At 73.9% G+C, this 14,896-nt stretch carries 15 protein-coding genes; 7 read left to right on the top strand and 8 right to left on the bottom strand.

Annotation, left to right across the window (positions count from 1 at the left end; translation table 11 throughout):
• Nucleotides 1–20: 20 nt before the first annotated feature.
• The 3 genes from ACI797_RS18165 (at nucleotide 21) to ACI797_RS18155 (ending at nucleotide 2,545) form a co-directional block, all read left to right on the top strand.
• Complete coding sequence (locus ACI797_RS18165) at nucleotides 21–464, top strand: nuclear transport factor 2 family protein (protein WP_456860148.1); 444 nt, start codon at nucleotides 21–23, stop codon at nucleotides 462–464.
• Nucleotides 465–527: 63 nt separating this feature from the next.
• Nucleotides 528–1,412: an SDR family oxidoreductase gene (locus ACI797_RS18160; RefSeq protein WP_456860147.1), complete on the top strand. Its 885-nt coding sequence runs from the start codon at nucleotides 528–530 to the stop codon at nucleotides 1,410–1,412.
• A gap of 188 nt (nucleotides 1,413–1,600) precedes the next feature.
• Complete coding sequence (locus ACI797_RS18155) at nucleotides 1,601–2,545, top strand: diacylglycerol/lipid kinase family protein (protein ID WP_456860146.1); 945 nt, start codon at nucleotides 1,601–1,603, stop codon at nucleotides 2,543–2,545.
• Between the two features lie 457 nt (nucleotides 2,546–3,002).
• On the opposite strand, the gene ACI797_RS18150 is transcribed toward ACI797_RS18155, so the two are convergent.
• A complete protein-coding gene (locus ACI797_RS18150; protein WP_456860145.1) occupies nucleotides 3,003–3,470 on the bottom strand; it encodes a hypothetical protein in 468 nt (155 codons plus the stop codon).
• Nucleotides 3,471–4,340: 870 nt separating this feature from the next.
• Between ACI797_RS18150 and ACI797_RS18145 the strand changes: the two genes are divergently transcribed.
• Nucleotides 4,341–5,339 carry a Gfo/Idh/MocA family protein gene (locus ACI797_RS18145; RefSeq protein WP_456860144.1) on the top strand — a complete coding sequence of 333 codons (999 nt, stop codon included), beginning with the start codon at nucleotides 4,341–4,343 and terminating at the stop codon, nucleotides 5,337–5,339.
• 258 nt (nucleotides 5,340–5,597) lie between these two features.
• On the top strand, nucleotides 5,598–5,891 hold the full coding sequence (locus tag ACI797_RS18140) for a hypothetical protein (RefSeq protein ID WP_456860143.1): 294 nt from the start codon (nucleotides 5,598–5,600) through the stop codon (nucleotides 5,889–5,891).
• A gap of 301 nt (nucleotides 5,892–6,192) precedes the next feature.
• Here the strand turns inward: ACI797_RS18140 and ACI797_RS18135 are convergent, their stop codons facing one another.
• Nucleotides 6,193–7,413 carry an MFS transporter gene (locus ACI797_RS18135; protein WP_456860142.1) on the bottom strand — a complete coding sequence of 407 codons (1,221 nt, stop codon included), beginning with the start codon at nucleotides 7,411–7,413 and terminating at the stop codon, nucleotides 6,193–6,195.
• Between the two features lie 299 nt (nucleotides 7,414–7,712).
• On the opposite strand from ACI797_RS18135, the gene ACI797_RS18130 reads away from it, so the two are divergent.
• The gene (locus ACI797_RS18130; RefSeq protein ID WP_456860207.1) at nucleotides 7,713–8,531 is read left to right on the top strand and encodes a hypothetical protein; all 819 of its coding nucleotides are present in this window, start codon (nucleotides 7,713–7,715) and stop codon (nucleotides 8,529–8,531) included.
• A 54-nt stretch (nucleotides 8,532–8,585) separates the two neighbouring features.
• Here the strand turns inward: ACI797_RS18130 and ACI797_RS18125 are convergent, their stop codons facing one another.
• The 5 genes from ACI797_RS18125 to ACI797_RS18105 form a co-directional block, all read right to left on the bottom strand.
• Complete coding sequence (locus tag ACI797_RS18125) at nucleotides 8,586–9,527, bottom strand: PH domain-containing protein (RefSeq protein WP_456860141.1); 942 nt, start codon at nucleotides 9,525–9,527, stop codon at nucleotides 8,586–8,588.
• A gap of 82 nt (nucleotides 9,528–9,609) precedes the next feature.
• Complete coding sequence (locus ACI797_RS18120) at nucleotides 9,610–9,759, bottom strand: hypothetical protein (RefSeq protein ID WP_456537696.1); 150 nt, start codon at nucleotides 9,757–9,759, stop codon at nucleotides 9,610–9,612.
• Between the two features lie 10 nt (nucleotides 9,760–9,769).
• Nucleotides 9,770–10,525: a hypothetical protein gene (locus ACI797_RS18115; protein WP_456860140.1), complete on the bottom strand. Its 756-nt coding sequence runs from the start codon at nucleotides 10,523–10,525 to the stop codon at nucleotides 9,770–9,772.
• 10 nt (nucleotides 10,526–10,535) lie between these two features.
• Nucleotides 10,536–11,498, bottom strand: a complete 963-nt coding sequence (gene ppk2 / locus ACI797_RS18110; RefSeq protein ID WP_456860139.1) for a polyphosphate kinase 2 — start codon at nucleotides 11,496–11,498, stop codon at nucleotides 10,536–10,538.
• A gap of 43 nt (nucleotides 11,499–11,541) precedes the next feature.
• Nucleotides 11,542–12,450 carry a lysophospholipid acyltransferase family protein gene (locus ACI797_RS18105; RefSeq protein WP_456860138.1) on the bottom strand — a complete coding sequence of 303 codons (909 nt, stop codon included), beginning with the start codon at nucleotides 12,448–12,450 and terminating at the stop codon, nucleotides 11,542–11,544.
• Nucleotides 12,451–12,747: 297 nt separating this feature from the next.
• Between ACI797_RS18105 and ACI797_RS18100 the strand changes: the two genes are divergently transcribed.
• Entirely contained in the window at nucleotides 12,748–13,665 is a 918-nt protein-coding gene (locus tag ACI797_RS18100; protein WP_456860137.1) for a trypsin-like serine protease, read from the top strand.
• A 4-nt stretch (nucleotides 13,666–13,669) separates the two neighbouring features.
• On the opposite strand, the gene ACI797_RS18095 is transcribed toward ACI797_RS18100, so the two are convergent.
• Nucleotides 13,670–14,761: an NAD(P)/FAD-dependent oxidoreductase gene (locus ACI797_RS18095; protein WP_456860136.1), complete on the bottom strand. Its 1,092-nt coding sequence runs from the start codon at nucleotides 14,759–14,761 to the stop codon at nucleotides 13,670–13,672.
• Nucleotides 14,762–14,896: the final 135 nt, after the last annotated feature.

The following is a 14,896-nucleotide window of genomic DNA, read 5'->3' as shown; positions in this document are numbered from 1 at the left end:
CTGTAGCAGCTGGGGACGGCATGAGCCGCGCAGACAGTCACCCGCCTGTGCTCGAACGGCTGCTCGGCGCGGTCGAAGCCCGCGACCTCGACGCGCTCGTCTCCTGTTTTGCGGTGCGCTATGTGAACGAGACGCCTGCTCACCCGCAACGCGGCTTCCGCGGCAACGATCAGGTGCGCCGGAACTGGGCGCAGATCTTCGCCATCGCTGACTTCCGGGCCGAGGTGCCGCGGTACAGCCTCGATCGCGACCGGCTCTGGACCGAGTGGGAGATGTCCGGGACGCGCCCGGACGGCGCGCCCTTCCTCATGCGCGGCGTGGTGATCTTCGTCCTCGACGGTGACACGATCCGCTCGGCGCGGTTCTACCTCGAGCCGGTGGAGCACACGAGCGGCGACGTCGACGTCCACACCCGCCGAGTGGTGGGTGCTCCGGGCGACCGCACTCGAGCCAGGCAGCAGTGATCTCGTCGGCGGCCGCACCCAGGCGACCGCCGGCAGCATCCTCCGAGAACAAAGGGAGCCGTCGTGATTCTCGTGGTAGGAGCCACCGGTCATTTGGGTGGCCTGATCACCCGCTCACTGCTCGACCAAGGCAGACCGGTGCGGGCCCTGGTTCGGGGTGCTTCCGCGGACGCCGCGGTGCCTGCTGGCGCGCAGACCATGGTCGGCGATCTGAAGGACCCCCGGTCGCTCGCGACGGCCTGCCGCGGGGTGTCGGCCGTGGTCACCACCGCCAACTCGGTGGGGCGGGCCGGCGTGGACACGGTCGAGTCGGTGGACCGCCGCGGAAACCACGACCTCGTAGAGGCGGCTGCTGCGGCCGGCGTCCAGCGCTTCGTATTCACCTCGGCCCTCGGCGCCTCCCCTGACAGCCCGGTTCCCTTCCTGCGGGCCAAAGCGGATACCGAAAAGCATCTGCGGGCCAGCGGCATGGACTGGACGATCTTGCAACCGAACCTGTTCATGGACACGTGGGTGCCCGCCGTGGTCGGCGGCCCCGCCTTGGCCGGAGAGCCGGTGATGATCGTGGGCGAGGGCCGCCGACGGCACTCGTTCGTGGCGGCGCGGGACGTCGCGGCCTACGCCGTCGCGGCCCTCGACCATCCCCAGGCGGTCAGGCGCGTGCTGGTGATCGGCGGGCCCCAGCCGCTGAGCTGGCACGACGTCGTGTGGACGTTCGAGGAGGCCCTCGGTCGCGAGGTGCCCACCCTTTCGGTGCCGCTCGGCACGTCCGCGCCGGGTCTGCCCGAGGCTGTGAACGGCGTGCTCACGGCCCTGGAGACCTACGACTCACCGCTGGACATGACCGAGCCGAGCCGGACGTTCGGCGTGCCCCCGACGACGCTCGGCGACTTCGTGCGGGATTTCGTCGCCGGGGCCGGGCAGGTACCGGCACAGGCCCGGATCTGACGGTCCACGCACGAGCCCGCCCTCTCGACCTGCGGCGCGTCAGCGGGCCTGCGTTCCCCGTCGCCGGAGAGGGATCCTTGACGAACGGGGCGTACCGGCCCCTGATGCAAGGTCCCGCCGAGGTTGCCGCTGCCCTCTGGGCGGCGCCCGCGGGGGCAGCCACCCGCGCCGGGAGGACGGAGACCGTCGTGACGGGACCTGTGCACCAGCGGTCGAAGGCGGCAATGGACGCCGACATCCGCACCCGGCGCCGCACCGCGCTGGTCGTCAACGTCCGGTCCCGCCGGGGACGCCGTCACTTCGCGGCGGTGCGCCGATGGCTGAAGGCCACCGTGGAGCTGGTCGACGTGCGCCCGGTCGCCGACCCGCGGGGCTTGCCGGAGGCACTTGCCGCCGCGGCCGACAGCGGCGCTGACCTGGTGGTGGTAGGCGGCGGCGACGGCACGCTGAGCGAAGCCGCGCACCAGCTCGCTCACCGCGACGTCTGCCTCGGCGTGGTTCCGCTCGGCACGACCAACAACTTCGCTCGCGGCCTTGGCCTGCCGCTCGGCCTGCCCGCCGCCCTGCGTGTGCTCACCGGCGGCAAGGTCGCTGACGTCGACCTCGGCCACGTGGCCGGGCGACACTTCGCCAACCTGACCAGCCTGGGGCTGTCGGTGCAGGTCGCCGAGCACGTTCCGCACCGGCTGAAGCGGGTGCTCGGCCGCGCTGCCTACCCGCTGACCGCGCTCGCACTGCTGCCCGGCCACCGGCCCTTCACCGCGCGCCTGCGCATCGGCGACGAGGTCCACGAACTCGGGACCCACCAGCTCAACATCGCCAACGGCAGTCACCACGCCGGCCGTGCGATCGCCTCCGACACCGGCCTCGACGACCGCGAGCTGGTGGTGTACCGGCTCGGCGACGCCAACCGGCTCCGGCTGAGCCTGGCGACCGTCCGCCAGACGGTCATCGGGCCCCGCCGGCCGCTGGTCCGCACCCGGTTCCTCACGGCCGGCGAGGTGTGGCTGGAGACCGACCCGCCCCTCGCGCTCGACGTCGACGGCGAGATCCGCGGACACACCCCCGTGCGGATCACGCTCGAGCCCAACGCGCTACGGGTGATGGTCGGCACGGACTTCCCCGACCGCTGATCTCCACTCTCCTCGCGGCCATGGGCCCTCCTGGGACGAGGAGCGCCGGCTCCTTCCGCCACGGTGCAGGGTGATGCGTCCGCACCGCCGCCCGCGTGGGCTTCCTGTTCCGCGTCAGTGATCGCGCCGTGGCGATCGCTTGCGCCCTGCAGGCGCGGACGTTGGCCGAGCAGTTGTCCGACCCGCCTCCGCGGTCGTCGAGGAGTCCGGCGGCCACCGGGGGACTCTGGGCGGCAGGGCGCAGACGTTTGTCCCCCAGGGAACGCGCAACGGCGACCTCTGGGCGGAGCGGGCAGCCAACCGCCGGTCCCCCGCAGGAGATCGGGCTCCGGCGACTGCGAACGCAGACTCACAGCCGCGTCCCTCAAGGCGGTTTCGGGGACACCCCTACGGTGCCCGAGGCTTCGGCATCCGGTCCGGCGGGATCTGCCCCGCTCGCGGGGCCGCCCGACGCGCCTCAGTCGGGGCAGGTGCCCCCCGTGCGCTCGTAGATTGCCTTGGCGCCGGCCGACAGCCGCTCGACACGCGGCCCCTCGGTCTCGAGGCCGATGAGCATCATGCAGCGGCCCTGGGTCCAGTAGACGTGGCCGATCGCGTTGCCGTGCAGGTCGGGGCCCGTCCATCCGCTGGCGCCAGGAACGCCGGGAACCTGGAACCGCTCGATCTCCGCGCCGGGGATCTGGTGCTGGATCGCCTCGTCGCTCGTCTCGTAGGCCATCCAGTCGCGCGCGCCGGCCTCCGTCTCGAAGAGCAGGACGCTGCTGACGCCGCCGCTGCGGTCGCCTTGGGCGGGCTGGTAGGTCGTCGAGATGTAGCCACTGCGCCGGAGCAGCTCGGCACCGTCCTCCGGGAGGTCGAAGGGCTGCCCGGAGTCGGTCCGAGGCGACTCGACGGGTGTCAGGCCAGGGACCTCGTCGTCCTGCATCAGGTACTGCTCAAGTCCTGCCTGCGGAGCGGTCGTGGCCGACGTCGCCGTGCTCGTCGCTCGCTCGGCGTCCCCGCTGCAGCCAGCGATGAGCGTGCAGAGGAGTGCCGCGAGTGCACTCCGGGATGCACGCCGAGCCATGTCGGAATGCTCTGCCTCGGCGTCCTCCGGGGACAATGCATTCCTGCGTTGTGACGTCACCGGGTGGTTCGCATGACGCGCCCTGGCCGGACGCTGCAACATGGACCTGCAGCCGAACCCACCTCAGCGGATCGGTCCGGCCGTCGCTGCGCTCGTCGCGGTGCGGCGACCCCTCTCGAGCTGTGCGGGCACGGCTGGACCTGCCGTGTCAGGCGCCGCGCGCCTATCCCAGCGAGTCCGCATGCCCCTCAGCTCGCGAAGAAAGCGGTGGCTCGCAGCGGCAGCCTCCGATGTCACATGATCCCGACGTCGGCACCCCGTAGCCCGGTTATCACCGGGGATGGTCTCGGGAATAGACCTGGACGTCTCGGCTGTCCCTGGATGGGCCGCTCAAAGACGCACCGCAACTGCGCCCGGAGGATGGCTGCAGGAACGCACCCCTCGGGTTAGGTGAGGCCGGAAATTCGTCGGGGTGGGCCGATACGTAGGCGGCTGCATCGTGCGTGACGAGATCACGGCCCGCGGCGAGGCGGTAGTAGGCCTCGTCGAGGCTGGCCAGGCGAGCTTCCTCCGCCGTGTCGGCGCTGACCGAATCGGCGCGATGCTCCATGTGGGCTGCCCCGCACCGCCGCGCGGCTCGATGAGTTCTGCGATCGCTGGTGTGCAGGCCGCCGGTGGGTCTAGCGTTGCCGTGCCACTCGGTGGACATCCCTGTGCTGCGGAGTGCAGATGGACGCGGTGCGCATTGGTGTGTTAGGTGCGGCTCGGATCGTGCGGATGGCGCTGCTGGAGCCCAGCCGGCGGGTTGCCGGCGTGGAGGTAGTCGCGCTCGCAGCCCGTGATCCCGCACGAGCGGCGGCATACGTCGAGCGCAACGGCATCCCGCGCGTGCACCGCACGTATGACGACGTGCTGGCCGACCCTGCGGTCGACGCGGTGTACGTGCCGCTCCCGGCGGCCCTGCACGCGCGCTGGACCCTGGCGGCCGTCGCGGCCGGGAAGCACGTGCTCTGCGAGAAGCCATTCACGGCGAACGCCGCCCAGGCTGAGGAGGTTCTCGAGGCCACCTCGTCGTCCCCATGCGTGGTCATGGAGGCGTACCACTCGCGCTACCACCCCGCGCTGGAGCGACTCGCCGCGATCCTGGCGTCCGGGGAGCTCGGCACGATCCGCACGGCCGCCGCCGCCTTCGCCGTCCCGCTGCCGCCCGGCGGCAACATCCGCTACGACCTGACGCTCGGCGGTGGCGGCCTCCTCGATGTCGGCTACTACCCGGTGCGGGTGCTGCGGGAGCTCTTCGGCTCGGAGCCGGAAGTGGCCTGGGCGCGCGCAACGGCGCCGAACGGAATCGATCGACGGGTCGACGCCGGGCTGGTCTTCGACGGCGGCGTCCGGGCCACCGTGCTCTCGTCACTGTGGTCGCGTCGCCTGATCGACTCACATCTCGACGTCGTGGGCGACGCGGGACGCATGCGGGTCATCAGCCCGTACCACCCTCAGCTGCGGGTCGCGCGGATCCGAGTCCGAGGGGCCGCGGGCGTGCGGATCGAGCGCCCCGTTCGCCGGTCCACCTACGATTACCAGCTGGAGGCATTTCGGGACGCGGTGCGCGGCGACGGGTCGGTCTCGACGGACGCCTCGGCCGCGCTGACACAGATGCGTGTGCTCGACTCGATCTACCGCGCGGCCGGGCTCGACCCGCGCCCCACCCCTACCGCTCCTGTCTAGCCTGACGCGCAAACGTCCAGGCCTCCACGGCACCGTGCGGCGTGTCCCTGAGTGGGCCGCTCTGGGACAGATCGGGACTGGACCACACCCTGGCGGGCTGCTCACTCCGGAAGGCGACAGCTGGTCCCTCTTTCGCGATTACTCGGGCAAGCGCTCGGAGACAGCCCCGCGCAAATGGCGGGTCCCTGACGTGCATGACGCCGGAGCGGTCCGCTCCTCTCCGTCCTCGAAGCCGCCACCGGGCACGACCCCGCGCTGGTGGCGCTGCGGAACCAACTCGCGGCCCAGCGGCTCGACGGGCTGCGTCGCTTCGCCCAGCTGCTGCACGACCGTGCAGCACTTCGCCCGGGCTTGACCGCTGATCGGGCGGCGGACCTCATCTGGACGATCTGTGCCCAAGCCAACTACGACAGCCTCGTCATCAGGCGCGGGTGGAGTGCGGGGGAGTACCAGGCGTGGCTCGGCGACACCCTGATCTGTTCGCTGCTGGACGAGCGGGGACGCGCCGCGCCCGACCCAGGCCGTGAGGCAGAGAGCGGCACGATGCACTAGTCAGCTCGTCAGGCAAGCACCTGTCTCTGAGGCCGCCTTTGGGGCACGCGGCGGGGCTCGCCCGAGGCGGTGGTCGCGCTGCGAGGAGGGCACCTCAGACGTGCCCGCTACGTGCCCGTAGTACGGGCACGTAGGGGTCAACCGCGGTGTTGTATGGACAGCACAAGTGGACCTCTGAGCTGCGGACATGCTGGATGGTCGATGGTTGGTGCCGTCTCGGCAGCAGGCTTGAAGACCGCTATGGGGTCACACCCATCGTGGGTTCGAATCCCACGTCCTCCGTTCCGGTGCCCGCCGGGGGTCAGACGGCGGCGTCCACCAGCCGGGGACGCGCGGCGGCCACCCCGACCAGCGCCTGTGCGGCGAGCACCACGAGCAGGACCCCCAGCCCGGCGGTCCAGCCGCCGGTCAGCTCGTGCAGCAGGCCGAGCAGGAAGGGGCCGACGGCGGCGAGCAGGTACCCGAGGCTCTGCGCCCCGGCCGACAACCGCCCGGTCTGCCCGGCGTCGCGCGTGCGTTGCAGCACCAGCGTCATCGCCAGCGGGAACGCCGTGCCGGTGCCGAGGCCGTAGAGCACCGCCCACAGCAGCGGCGCGGCGCCGGGGGCGAGCAGCAGCCCGACGACGGCGACCGTGGTCGGCGTGGTGACGGCGAGCACCCAGCCGACCTGCCCGGGCCGGCGGGCGGCCAGCTGCGGGACGACGAGGGAGGCCGGGATGCCCATCGCCGCGGCGACCGCGGTGAGCACCCCGCCGGTGGCGGCGGACACGGACGTCTCGTCCAGCAGGACCTCGGGCAGCCAGGTGAGCATCGCGTAGAAGGTCAGCGACTGGAGCCCGAAGAAGACCGTGACCGCGACGGCGACCCGGTCGCGCAGGATCGCGGTGCGCGAGCCGCCGGGCGGGGCGGCGGGCGGCGGCACGGAGCGCCGCGCCCGGGCGAGGACGGCGAGGGCGGCCACGGCCGCGAGCACCGGCACCAGCCACAGGAGCAGGCTGCTGCGGGCGCTGCCGGTGAGGTCGGCCAGCGGTGCGGCCAGGCCCGCGCCGGCCGTGGCCGAGGCGGCCATCGACGCGACGACCGCGCCCACCACCGCGGGGCTCCGGGGGCCGTACTCCTCGCGGGCGGCGGCCGGCAGCAGCACGTTGACCACGGCGATGCCGCCGGTGAGCACCACGGTGCCGGCGAACAGCCCCGCCGCGCCCGCCGACCGGGCGAGCACGCCGACGGCGAGGGCGCCCATGCCGACCAGCAGCGCCCGGTGCAGGCCGAGGCGGGCGGCGAGGGCCGGCGCGAACGGCGAGACGACGCCGAAGCAGACCAGGGGGAGGGCGGTCACCACGGCCAGGGCCGGGGTCGACAGCCCGTACTCCTCCCCGAGCGGCCCGAGCAGCGGACCCACCGCGGCGAACGGACCCCGCAGGCACAGCGCCGCCGCGACCATCGCGGCGGCGGGCAGGACCAGTCGCAGCGCGCTCCCGGACCGGGACGGAGCCGTCGAGGCGGAGGCCGGAGCACGCACCCCCTCACTCTGCTCCACGCCGCCGACGGCCCGACACGCCGCCCACCGGACGTGTCGCCGGCATGACCGACGCCCGCAAGAGCCGTTCCACGCTGGGGGAACGGTCACCGTGTCGACATGACGCCGCAGGGAAGGACACGTGACCCGTCCGCCCGCCGACCTGCGACAACGGTTCGGTGACGGCGCCGTCACCGGCCTGTCGGAGCGGCCGTGCCGGGGGCGGCGGATCCGTAACTTCCTCCCTGACCGCGGCAGCCTTCCCCCGCCGCGGCCGAGCTGCGTGAGGTGGCGTGGTGTTGATGTGGCCGACGGTGGCCGTGCTGGGCTTCCTGCTGCTGACCGGCGTGGTGGTGGCGCTGGGGGCGGCGTCGACCGCCCGCTACGAGTTCGAGCGCAACCGGGTGCCGCAGAAGCAGGCGCAGCCGGCGGAGGCGGCCAGCCGGAGCGCGCACCCGGCCGGCACCCGCGCGGCGCGGCCGGCCGGCGCGGAGGGCGCCGTCGCGGTCGCCCCGGCGCCGGTGAGCGCGCCGGTCGCGCCCGCCGCCGCGTCGCGCACCGGCTGGTGGCTGGTCGACGAGAACGACTCCGACGTCGTCGCCGGGCCGTTCCCCGACCGCATGGACGCCGACTGGGCCGCGCTGGCGAGCGGGCTGGCCGCCGGCGCCGTGCACGGCACCCTGCGCGAGGACGGCCGGCTGGCCCGCAAGCCCTCGCCGGAGGAGCGCGCCTGGCTGGCGGAGCTGGGCGACCACCTCGACGGCCTGCCCGAGGACTGGGACGAGCTGCTCACCGACACCGACCCGCTGACCACGCTGGTCGTCGAGGTCGCCGCCGCGCTCGTCGAGGCCGGCGTGCCGCTGCACGACTGCGCGCAGCGCGGCGAGCGGCCCACCGCGGCCGGTGGCGCCTGCCTGGTCCCCGACCTGGACCTGCGCGGGGTGCTGGTCAGCTGGCGCCCGCACGACCGGATGAGCATCGACCGCAGCCGCGGCGCCGCCGCCGACGACGCCGTCCAGCGGATCATGAACGGCGCGCTCGCCGGCCTGCTGCTGCAGCTCGGGTTCGTGGTGGAGCCCTTCGGCGACAGCGGCTGCTCGATGGTCCTCGCCCTGCGGTGAGCTTCATCGCGATCAAGCGCGGGTGCTTGATCGCGATGAAGCCCCCGAGGTCCGCTACGAGCCGAGGATCTTGGCCTTCTGGGCCGCGAACTCCTCCTCCGTGAGGATGCCGGCGTCGCGCAGCTCGCCCAGCTTGCGCAGTTGCTCGACCATGTCCACCTGCGGCGGCGCGGCCGGGGCGGCCGGGGCGGGCGGCGGCGCCACCGGGGGGACGCCGTAGGGCATGCCGGGCGTCTGCATGTGCACGTACGACGACTGCCGCTCGACGGTCTTCTTGTGCCGTGCCTCGCTGACGAGCGGGGTGAGCAGGTCGACCACCGAGTACGGGCTCTCGATGTTGTCGAGCACGACCTGGCCGCTCGTGGTGCCGTGCTCGGGGACGCCGGTGAGGTTGAAGGTGTCCTGGTGGACGCCGTACGCGGGGTCGTCGAGCCCCAGGACGACGTCGCCGATGTCCTTGCCGCGCTGCCAGACCGCCTGCCGCACGTCCATGTCGCGGACGGCCCACATCGGCACGCTCTCGGTGCGGGTGCCGAGCAGGCCGCTCTCGATCCAGATGCGGTCCTTGGTGATGCGGTAGCGGGCCTTGGAGACGCCCGCCGCGCCGGTGGCACCGCCCTTGCTCTCGCCGAACCACAGCGTGTTGGGGTCGTTGGCCCACTGCTCGGTGCGCTTGGCCGACTGCTCGGCCAGCTTCTGCTTGCCCTGCTCGGCCATCGCCTTGCCCTGGTCGGCGGCCTGCTTGAGCCGGTCCTTCCAGCTCACCTTGCCGCCGGCGGCCGGCGCCGGGGCGGCGGCGGACGGGTCGGGGTAGGCGGTCGCGCCGTAGGCCGGGGGCGCCGGCGGGGGCGCCGCGGGACCGGGCGGCGGGAACTCCGCGGTCAGCGGGTCCTGGCCCGTCGTCCCCTGGTCGGAGACGTGCTCCGTCCAGGCCGTGCCGTTCCAGTACCGGAGCTCGTGCGCCCCGCTGGGGTCCGGCTGCCAGCTCGCGTCCACCCTCACCACACCTTTCCGCCGCGGGCGACCCTCGCCCGCCGACGGCACAGGATGACCAGCGACGCCCCGACCCGCCAGGGGTTCAGCCGCGCCTGCGCATCCAGCCGAGCGCCGCGGTCCCGAGGAACAGCAGCAGGCCCACCACGGCCAGCCAGAACAGCCCCTTCACGACGGCGCCGACGACGACGAGCACCACCCACACGACCAGCAGCAGCGCGAGGAACCCGAGCACGACGGAGACCCTAGGCGTCGACGGCGGCGCGTGGCGCCGGGAGCGCCTCGGCCCCCACGACGGCGGCCATGGCGCGGTAGCGGGCCGCGGGCGTCATCCCCATGAAGTGCAGCGCGTGCGGCCGCGGGACGCGCGGGCGCTCGGCGTAGGAGGCCGCCGCGCTGTTGAAGCAGTCGTCCTCGGCCCGCTCCCCGGTCCACGGCTGGTTCCAGCCGGTCGGCAGCCAGCTGGTGCCGGCGAGGAAGGCGTTCCCCGGTCCGGGCCGCGCCCAGTGGTAGCGCTCGTCGCCGCGGTCCCAGCCCAGGGCGGCCAGGACGGCGCCCTGGTCGGCCCACGGGCCGGGCTGCACCCCGGCCGCCTCGACCGCGTCGAGGAAGGCGAACGCCTCCGGGCACGAGCGCAGCAGCCACACGCCGGTGTTCGGGTTGACCCGGTGCTCGGCCGGCACCTGCTCCAGCGCCAGGGCCTGGAAGGCGTCGGGGTGCAGGTGCACCGAGACGTCCTCGTCGTCGCGGACCAGCAGGACGTCGGCGTCCAGCCAGAGCGCCAGGGGGAACTCCTGCAGCGCCGCCCGCAGCAGCCCGATCTTCGCCCACTTGGCCTGCTGCGCGCCCGGGTCGGCGGCCACGCCGTCGGCACCCAGGTCGGTGGCCCGCACCGCCCAGTCCCACCGGATGGCCCAGCGGGTGAACGTGGGCAGCGCCAGCTCGTGCAGCACCGCCCGCATGCTCGGGCCGGCGGCGGTGACCAGGGCTCCTCGGGGCACGGCGCGCTCCTCAGCTGGTGCCGGGCAGGGAGACGACGGCGTCGTCGTCCAGGACGTCCGCGGCGGAGCCCACGATCTTGCGGTCGGGCGTGCCGACCGCCGCGGGGTCCTTGCCGGTGTACTCGAAGCGCTCGAGCACGTGCCGGATGGCCTCGACCCGCGCACGCTTCTTGTCGTTGCTCTTGATCACCGTCCACGGGGCGTGCTCGGTGTCGGTGTGCAGGAACATCGCCTCCTTGGCCTCGGTGTAGGCGTCCCACTTGTCCAGCGAGGCCAGGTCGGTGGGGGAGAGCTTCCACTGCCGCACCGGGTCGATCTGCCGCACGATGAACCGGCTGCGCTGCTCGCCCCGGGTGACCGAGAACCAGAACTTGACCAGCGAGACGCCGCTCTCGACGAGCATCCGCTCGAAGTCGGGGGCCTGGCGCATGAACACCCGGTACTGCTCCTCGGTGGCGTACCCCATGACCCGCTCGACGCCGGCGCGGTTGTACCAGGACCGGTCGAACAGCACGATCTCCCCGGCCGCGGGCAGGTGCTGCACGTAGCGCTGGAAGTACCACTGGGTCTGCTCGCGCTCGCTGGGCTTGTCCAGCGCCACGACCCGCGCCCCGCGCGGGTTGAGGTGCTCGGTGAAGCGCTTGATCGTGCCGCCCTTGCCGGCGGCGTCGCGGCCCTCGAAGACGATCACCATCCGCTGGCCGGTGTCCTTGACCCAGTACTGCAGCTTGAGCAGCTCGATCTGCAGCCGGCGCTTGGTGACCTCGTAGTCCCGCCGCTCCATCCGCTCGGCGTAGGGGTAGCCCTCGCGCCAGGTCTCGATCCGCTGCCCGTCGGGGCCGTACAGCTCGCGGTCGTCGTCCCAGTCCTCGTCGGAGTTCTCGTCCGGGAGGTCGTTGAGCCGGTACTGCCGCAGGTCGATCAGCTCGAACGGCTCGCCCTCGACAGGGCGGAAGCGGGGCTGTGAGGTCACCTGGTCATCGTCCGGCAGCAGCTCCTCTTCCGACAGCGTCACCTCACCCGACGGCGCGGCGGCGCCGGAGCACCCTAGGACGGCGAGGTGAACGCGGCGGGGCCGCCGGGAGAACGCCCGGCAGGCGCGCCGGGCGCGGGTGCGCCGCCACCACGGGCGGGCGCGTCTCGGTCACCGCGGCGACGGCGTACTCGGCGAGCGCGGCCAGGGTCCGCCGGTCGGCCGCCGCGGGCGCCAGCGCCGGCAGCAGGTGCACCTCCAGCACCAGCCCGCGGGTGGCCACGACCCGCCGGATGCTGCGCCACAGCGGGTCGTCGGCCAGGTAGCCGGCGACGGCGGTCGGGTCGCCGCCGGGCTCGGTGCGGTAGCGGATCGCCACCGGGCACACCGCCGCCCCGCTGTCGACCGCGGCCTGGAACAGCGCCGGCCGGAACCGGCCCAGCTGCACGCCGCAGCCCGCCGTCCCCTCCGGGTGGACGAGCACGGTCGCCCCGGCGCGCAGCCGGTCGGCGACCTCGCGCACGGAGCCGGGCAGCGAGCGGAGCCGGCCGCGGTCGAGGAAGACGCCGCCGGAGCGGGCCAGCACCCGGCCGACCACCGGCCAGCCGGCGACCTCCGACCTGGACACCGGCGCACCGGGGACGACGGTCTGCAGGGCCAGGTCGTCGAGCCAGCTGACGTGGTTGCTGACGACCAGCCGCCCCGTGCCCGGGCGCGGCCAGGCGACGGCGGGGGAGTGCACCTCGACGCGCATGCCGAGCGCGGTCAGCACGCCGGCCGCGGCGCACACCAGCGCCCGGCGGGTCGGTCGCAGGCCGGTGCGCACGGCGCCGGTCAGCACCGCGCCGGCCAGCCGCCGCGTCCGCCGGCGCCGGGTGGCCGCGTCGACCTGCGGCACGGGGTCGTCGGCGCAGGCGGCCCGGCAGTCGTTGACCGGCAGCCAGGCGCTCATGCGGCCGCCTCGGTCAGCTCGATGGCGACGTCGGCCGCGGAGGTGGCGAGCCGGGGGCGGTTACGGGTTCCGGTGCGAGCCGGGAGGACCGTGGTCACGGCCGCCAGGGTCGTGACGCGAGGTGTCCGCACGGTGACGGGCGACCGGAACCGTCGCGTCCGGTGGCCGAACAGCCCCGCATACCCGCGCCACGCCGCCCAAACACTCTCCGTAGAAAGTTCGTGACGGAGGGTTCCGCCCGGGTTGTGGAACCGGCAGTATCCGTTCCCCTGGCTAACCATCCCGGAGGGGGAACAGATGCGGGTTCGGATCCTGACGGTGCTCGTCGCCGTCGCCGGTCTGCTGGCGGTCACGCAGAACGCCCAGGCCATCGTCAACGGGGTGCCGGACGGCGGGGAGCACCCCTACGTCGGGCAGTTGCTCTTCTACGACCCGACCGCGGTCGACCCGCGGTTCGACGACCCGGGCGGCTGGTTCAACTGCACCGGCACGCTGGTCGACGAGAACACCGTGGTCACCGCCGGGCACTGCACCTACGGCATCGGTGAGGACGGCGAGATCAACCTCGACGGCTCGGGCGGCACCGACGTCTGGATCAGCTTCGCAGAGGCGCCCGACTACTCCATCCTGCCGAGCAGCGCCGGCTTCGCGCCCGACCGCAACCAGGAGCGCTACGAGGCCTTCGCCGCGGCCCTGGACGGCTCGCCCCAGTGGATCGAGGCGACCGCCTACCCGCACCCCGAGTACGACGACGCCGCCTTCTACGTGCACGACCTCGGTGTCCTGCAGCTGGACACCGCTCAGGTCGCGCTTCCCGCGTACCCGCGAGTCGCCGGGCTCGGGGAGCTGGACCGCCTCTACACGGGGAACCGGCAGCAGACGTACGAGGCCGTGGGCTACGGGCTGGAGGGCTCAGGGCCCAAGAGCTCGTTCGGTGGTGACACCCGGCGCAAGGCCGACCTGCGGCTGGTGAACCTCAACGGCGTCGGCGGCAACGGCGGCGGCACGTCGGCGAAGTTCTCGAGCAACCGGAACACCGGCGGCACCTGCTTCGGCGACTCCGGTGGGCCGTACCTCTCGGCGGACCTCGCCATCGTGGCGGTCGTCTCCTACGGGACGAACTCCAACTGCGCTGGCACCAGCGGTGGCTACCGGATCGACCAGGCCGACGACCTGGACTTCCTGGAGAGCCAGGGCGTCGTCGTTCCTGAGTAGCGCGTCACCACAGCCGGCGGGCGGCGGCCGCGAGCGTCCTCGCGGTCAGCCGCCCGTCGGCGAGGCCGAGGTCGACGACGTCGTCGAACACCCGCTGGTCCCCCGCGGCCGCCCGGAAGGCGGCGTCCATCAGCCGGGGCCAGCGCGACAGCTGCGAGGCGGCCGTCGAGGAGCGGAAGTGACCGCCCAGCCGCCCGCGCACCGCCACGCGCAGCCGGCGACCGGCGTCCGCGCCGTGGACGGCGGCCTGCCCGGCCAGCGCCCCCGAGAGGACGGCGTAGAAGATCCCCTCGCCGGTCAGCGGGTTGACCAGCCCCGCCGCGTCGCCGACGAGCAGCACCCGGCCGTCGGGCTGGCGCGGGCGCCCGGTGGACAGCGGCAGCCGGTGGGCCCGCAGCGGCCCCGGCTCGACGCCCGGCAGCAGCCGGTGCAGCCCCTCGACCAGCGCCGCGCGGGTGGCGCCGCCGGCGACCAGCTCGCCGTAGCCGACGTTGGCCCGCCCGTCCCCGATCGGGAACGACCACGCGTAGGCCGGCCAGCGCTGCCCCGTCGTCACCAGCGCGAGCGCGCCGTCGTCCGTCGTCGGCGCGTATCCGCGGATGGCCACGGCGAGGTGCGCCGGCGCGTGCGTCGGGATGCCCAGCGACCGGCGGACGACGGACTCCGCGCCGTCCGCCCCGATCAGCACCCCCGCCTCGATGCACCCGTCCAGCACGACGCCGTCCACCCGGCGCACCTGGTGCCGGCGGAACCGCGCCCCGGCGTCGACGGCGGCGGCCAGCAGCCGCGTGTCGAGCACCTCGCGGGGGACGACGTGCGCCGGCCGGGCGGTGGCCCGCTCGACGACCGCGCCGCCGGGGGAGCGCAGCGCCAGCCGCGGCACCGGCGGGAAACCGGCGGTCAGCGCTCGGACGTCGACGCCGAGGGAGGCCAGCACGTCGAACGCCTCGGGCGCGACGGCGTCGCCGCACACCTTGTCCCGGGGGAAGTCGGCGCGGTCGAGCAGGAGGACCGTGGCGCCCGCCCGGACGGCGGCGAGCGCGGCCGCCGTCCCCGCCGGTCCGGCGCCCACGACGACGACGTCCCAGCGCTCCACGGGGAGCGACGCTAGATCCCTTCCGCTTTCCGCGCCGAAAGCGGTACCGCTTTCGGCGGGGAAAGCGGTCTCAGGCGGGGGGGGGGGGCTGCGACCTCCACTTGCGGGCGGGGTGCTTGTACCCGTCGACGACCG

The sequence above is a fragment of the Geodermatophilus sp. SYSU D00691 genome, from assembly GCF_054050275.1.
Note: the sequence above shows the minus strand (reverse complement) of the source record. Positions and strands in the feature narration are given on the sequence as shown.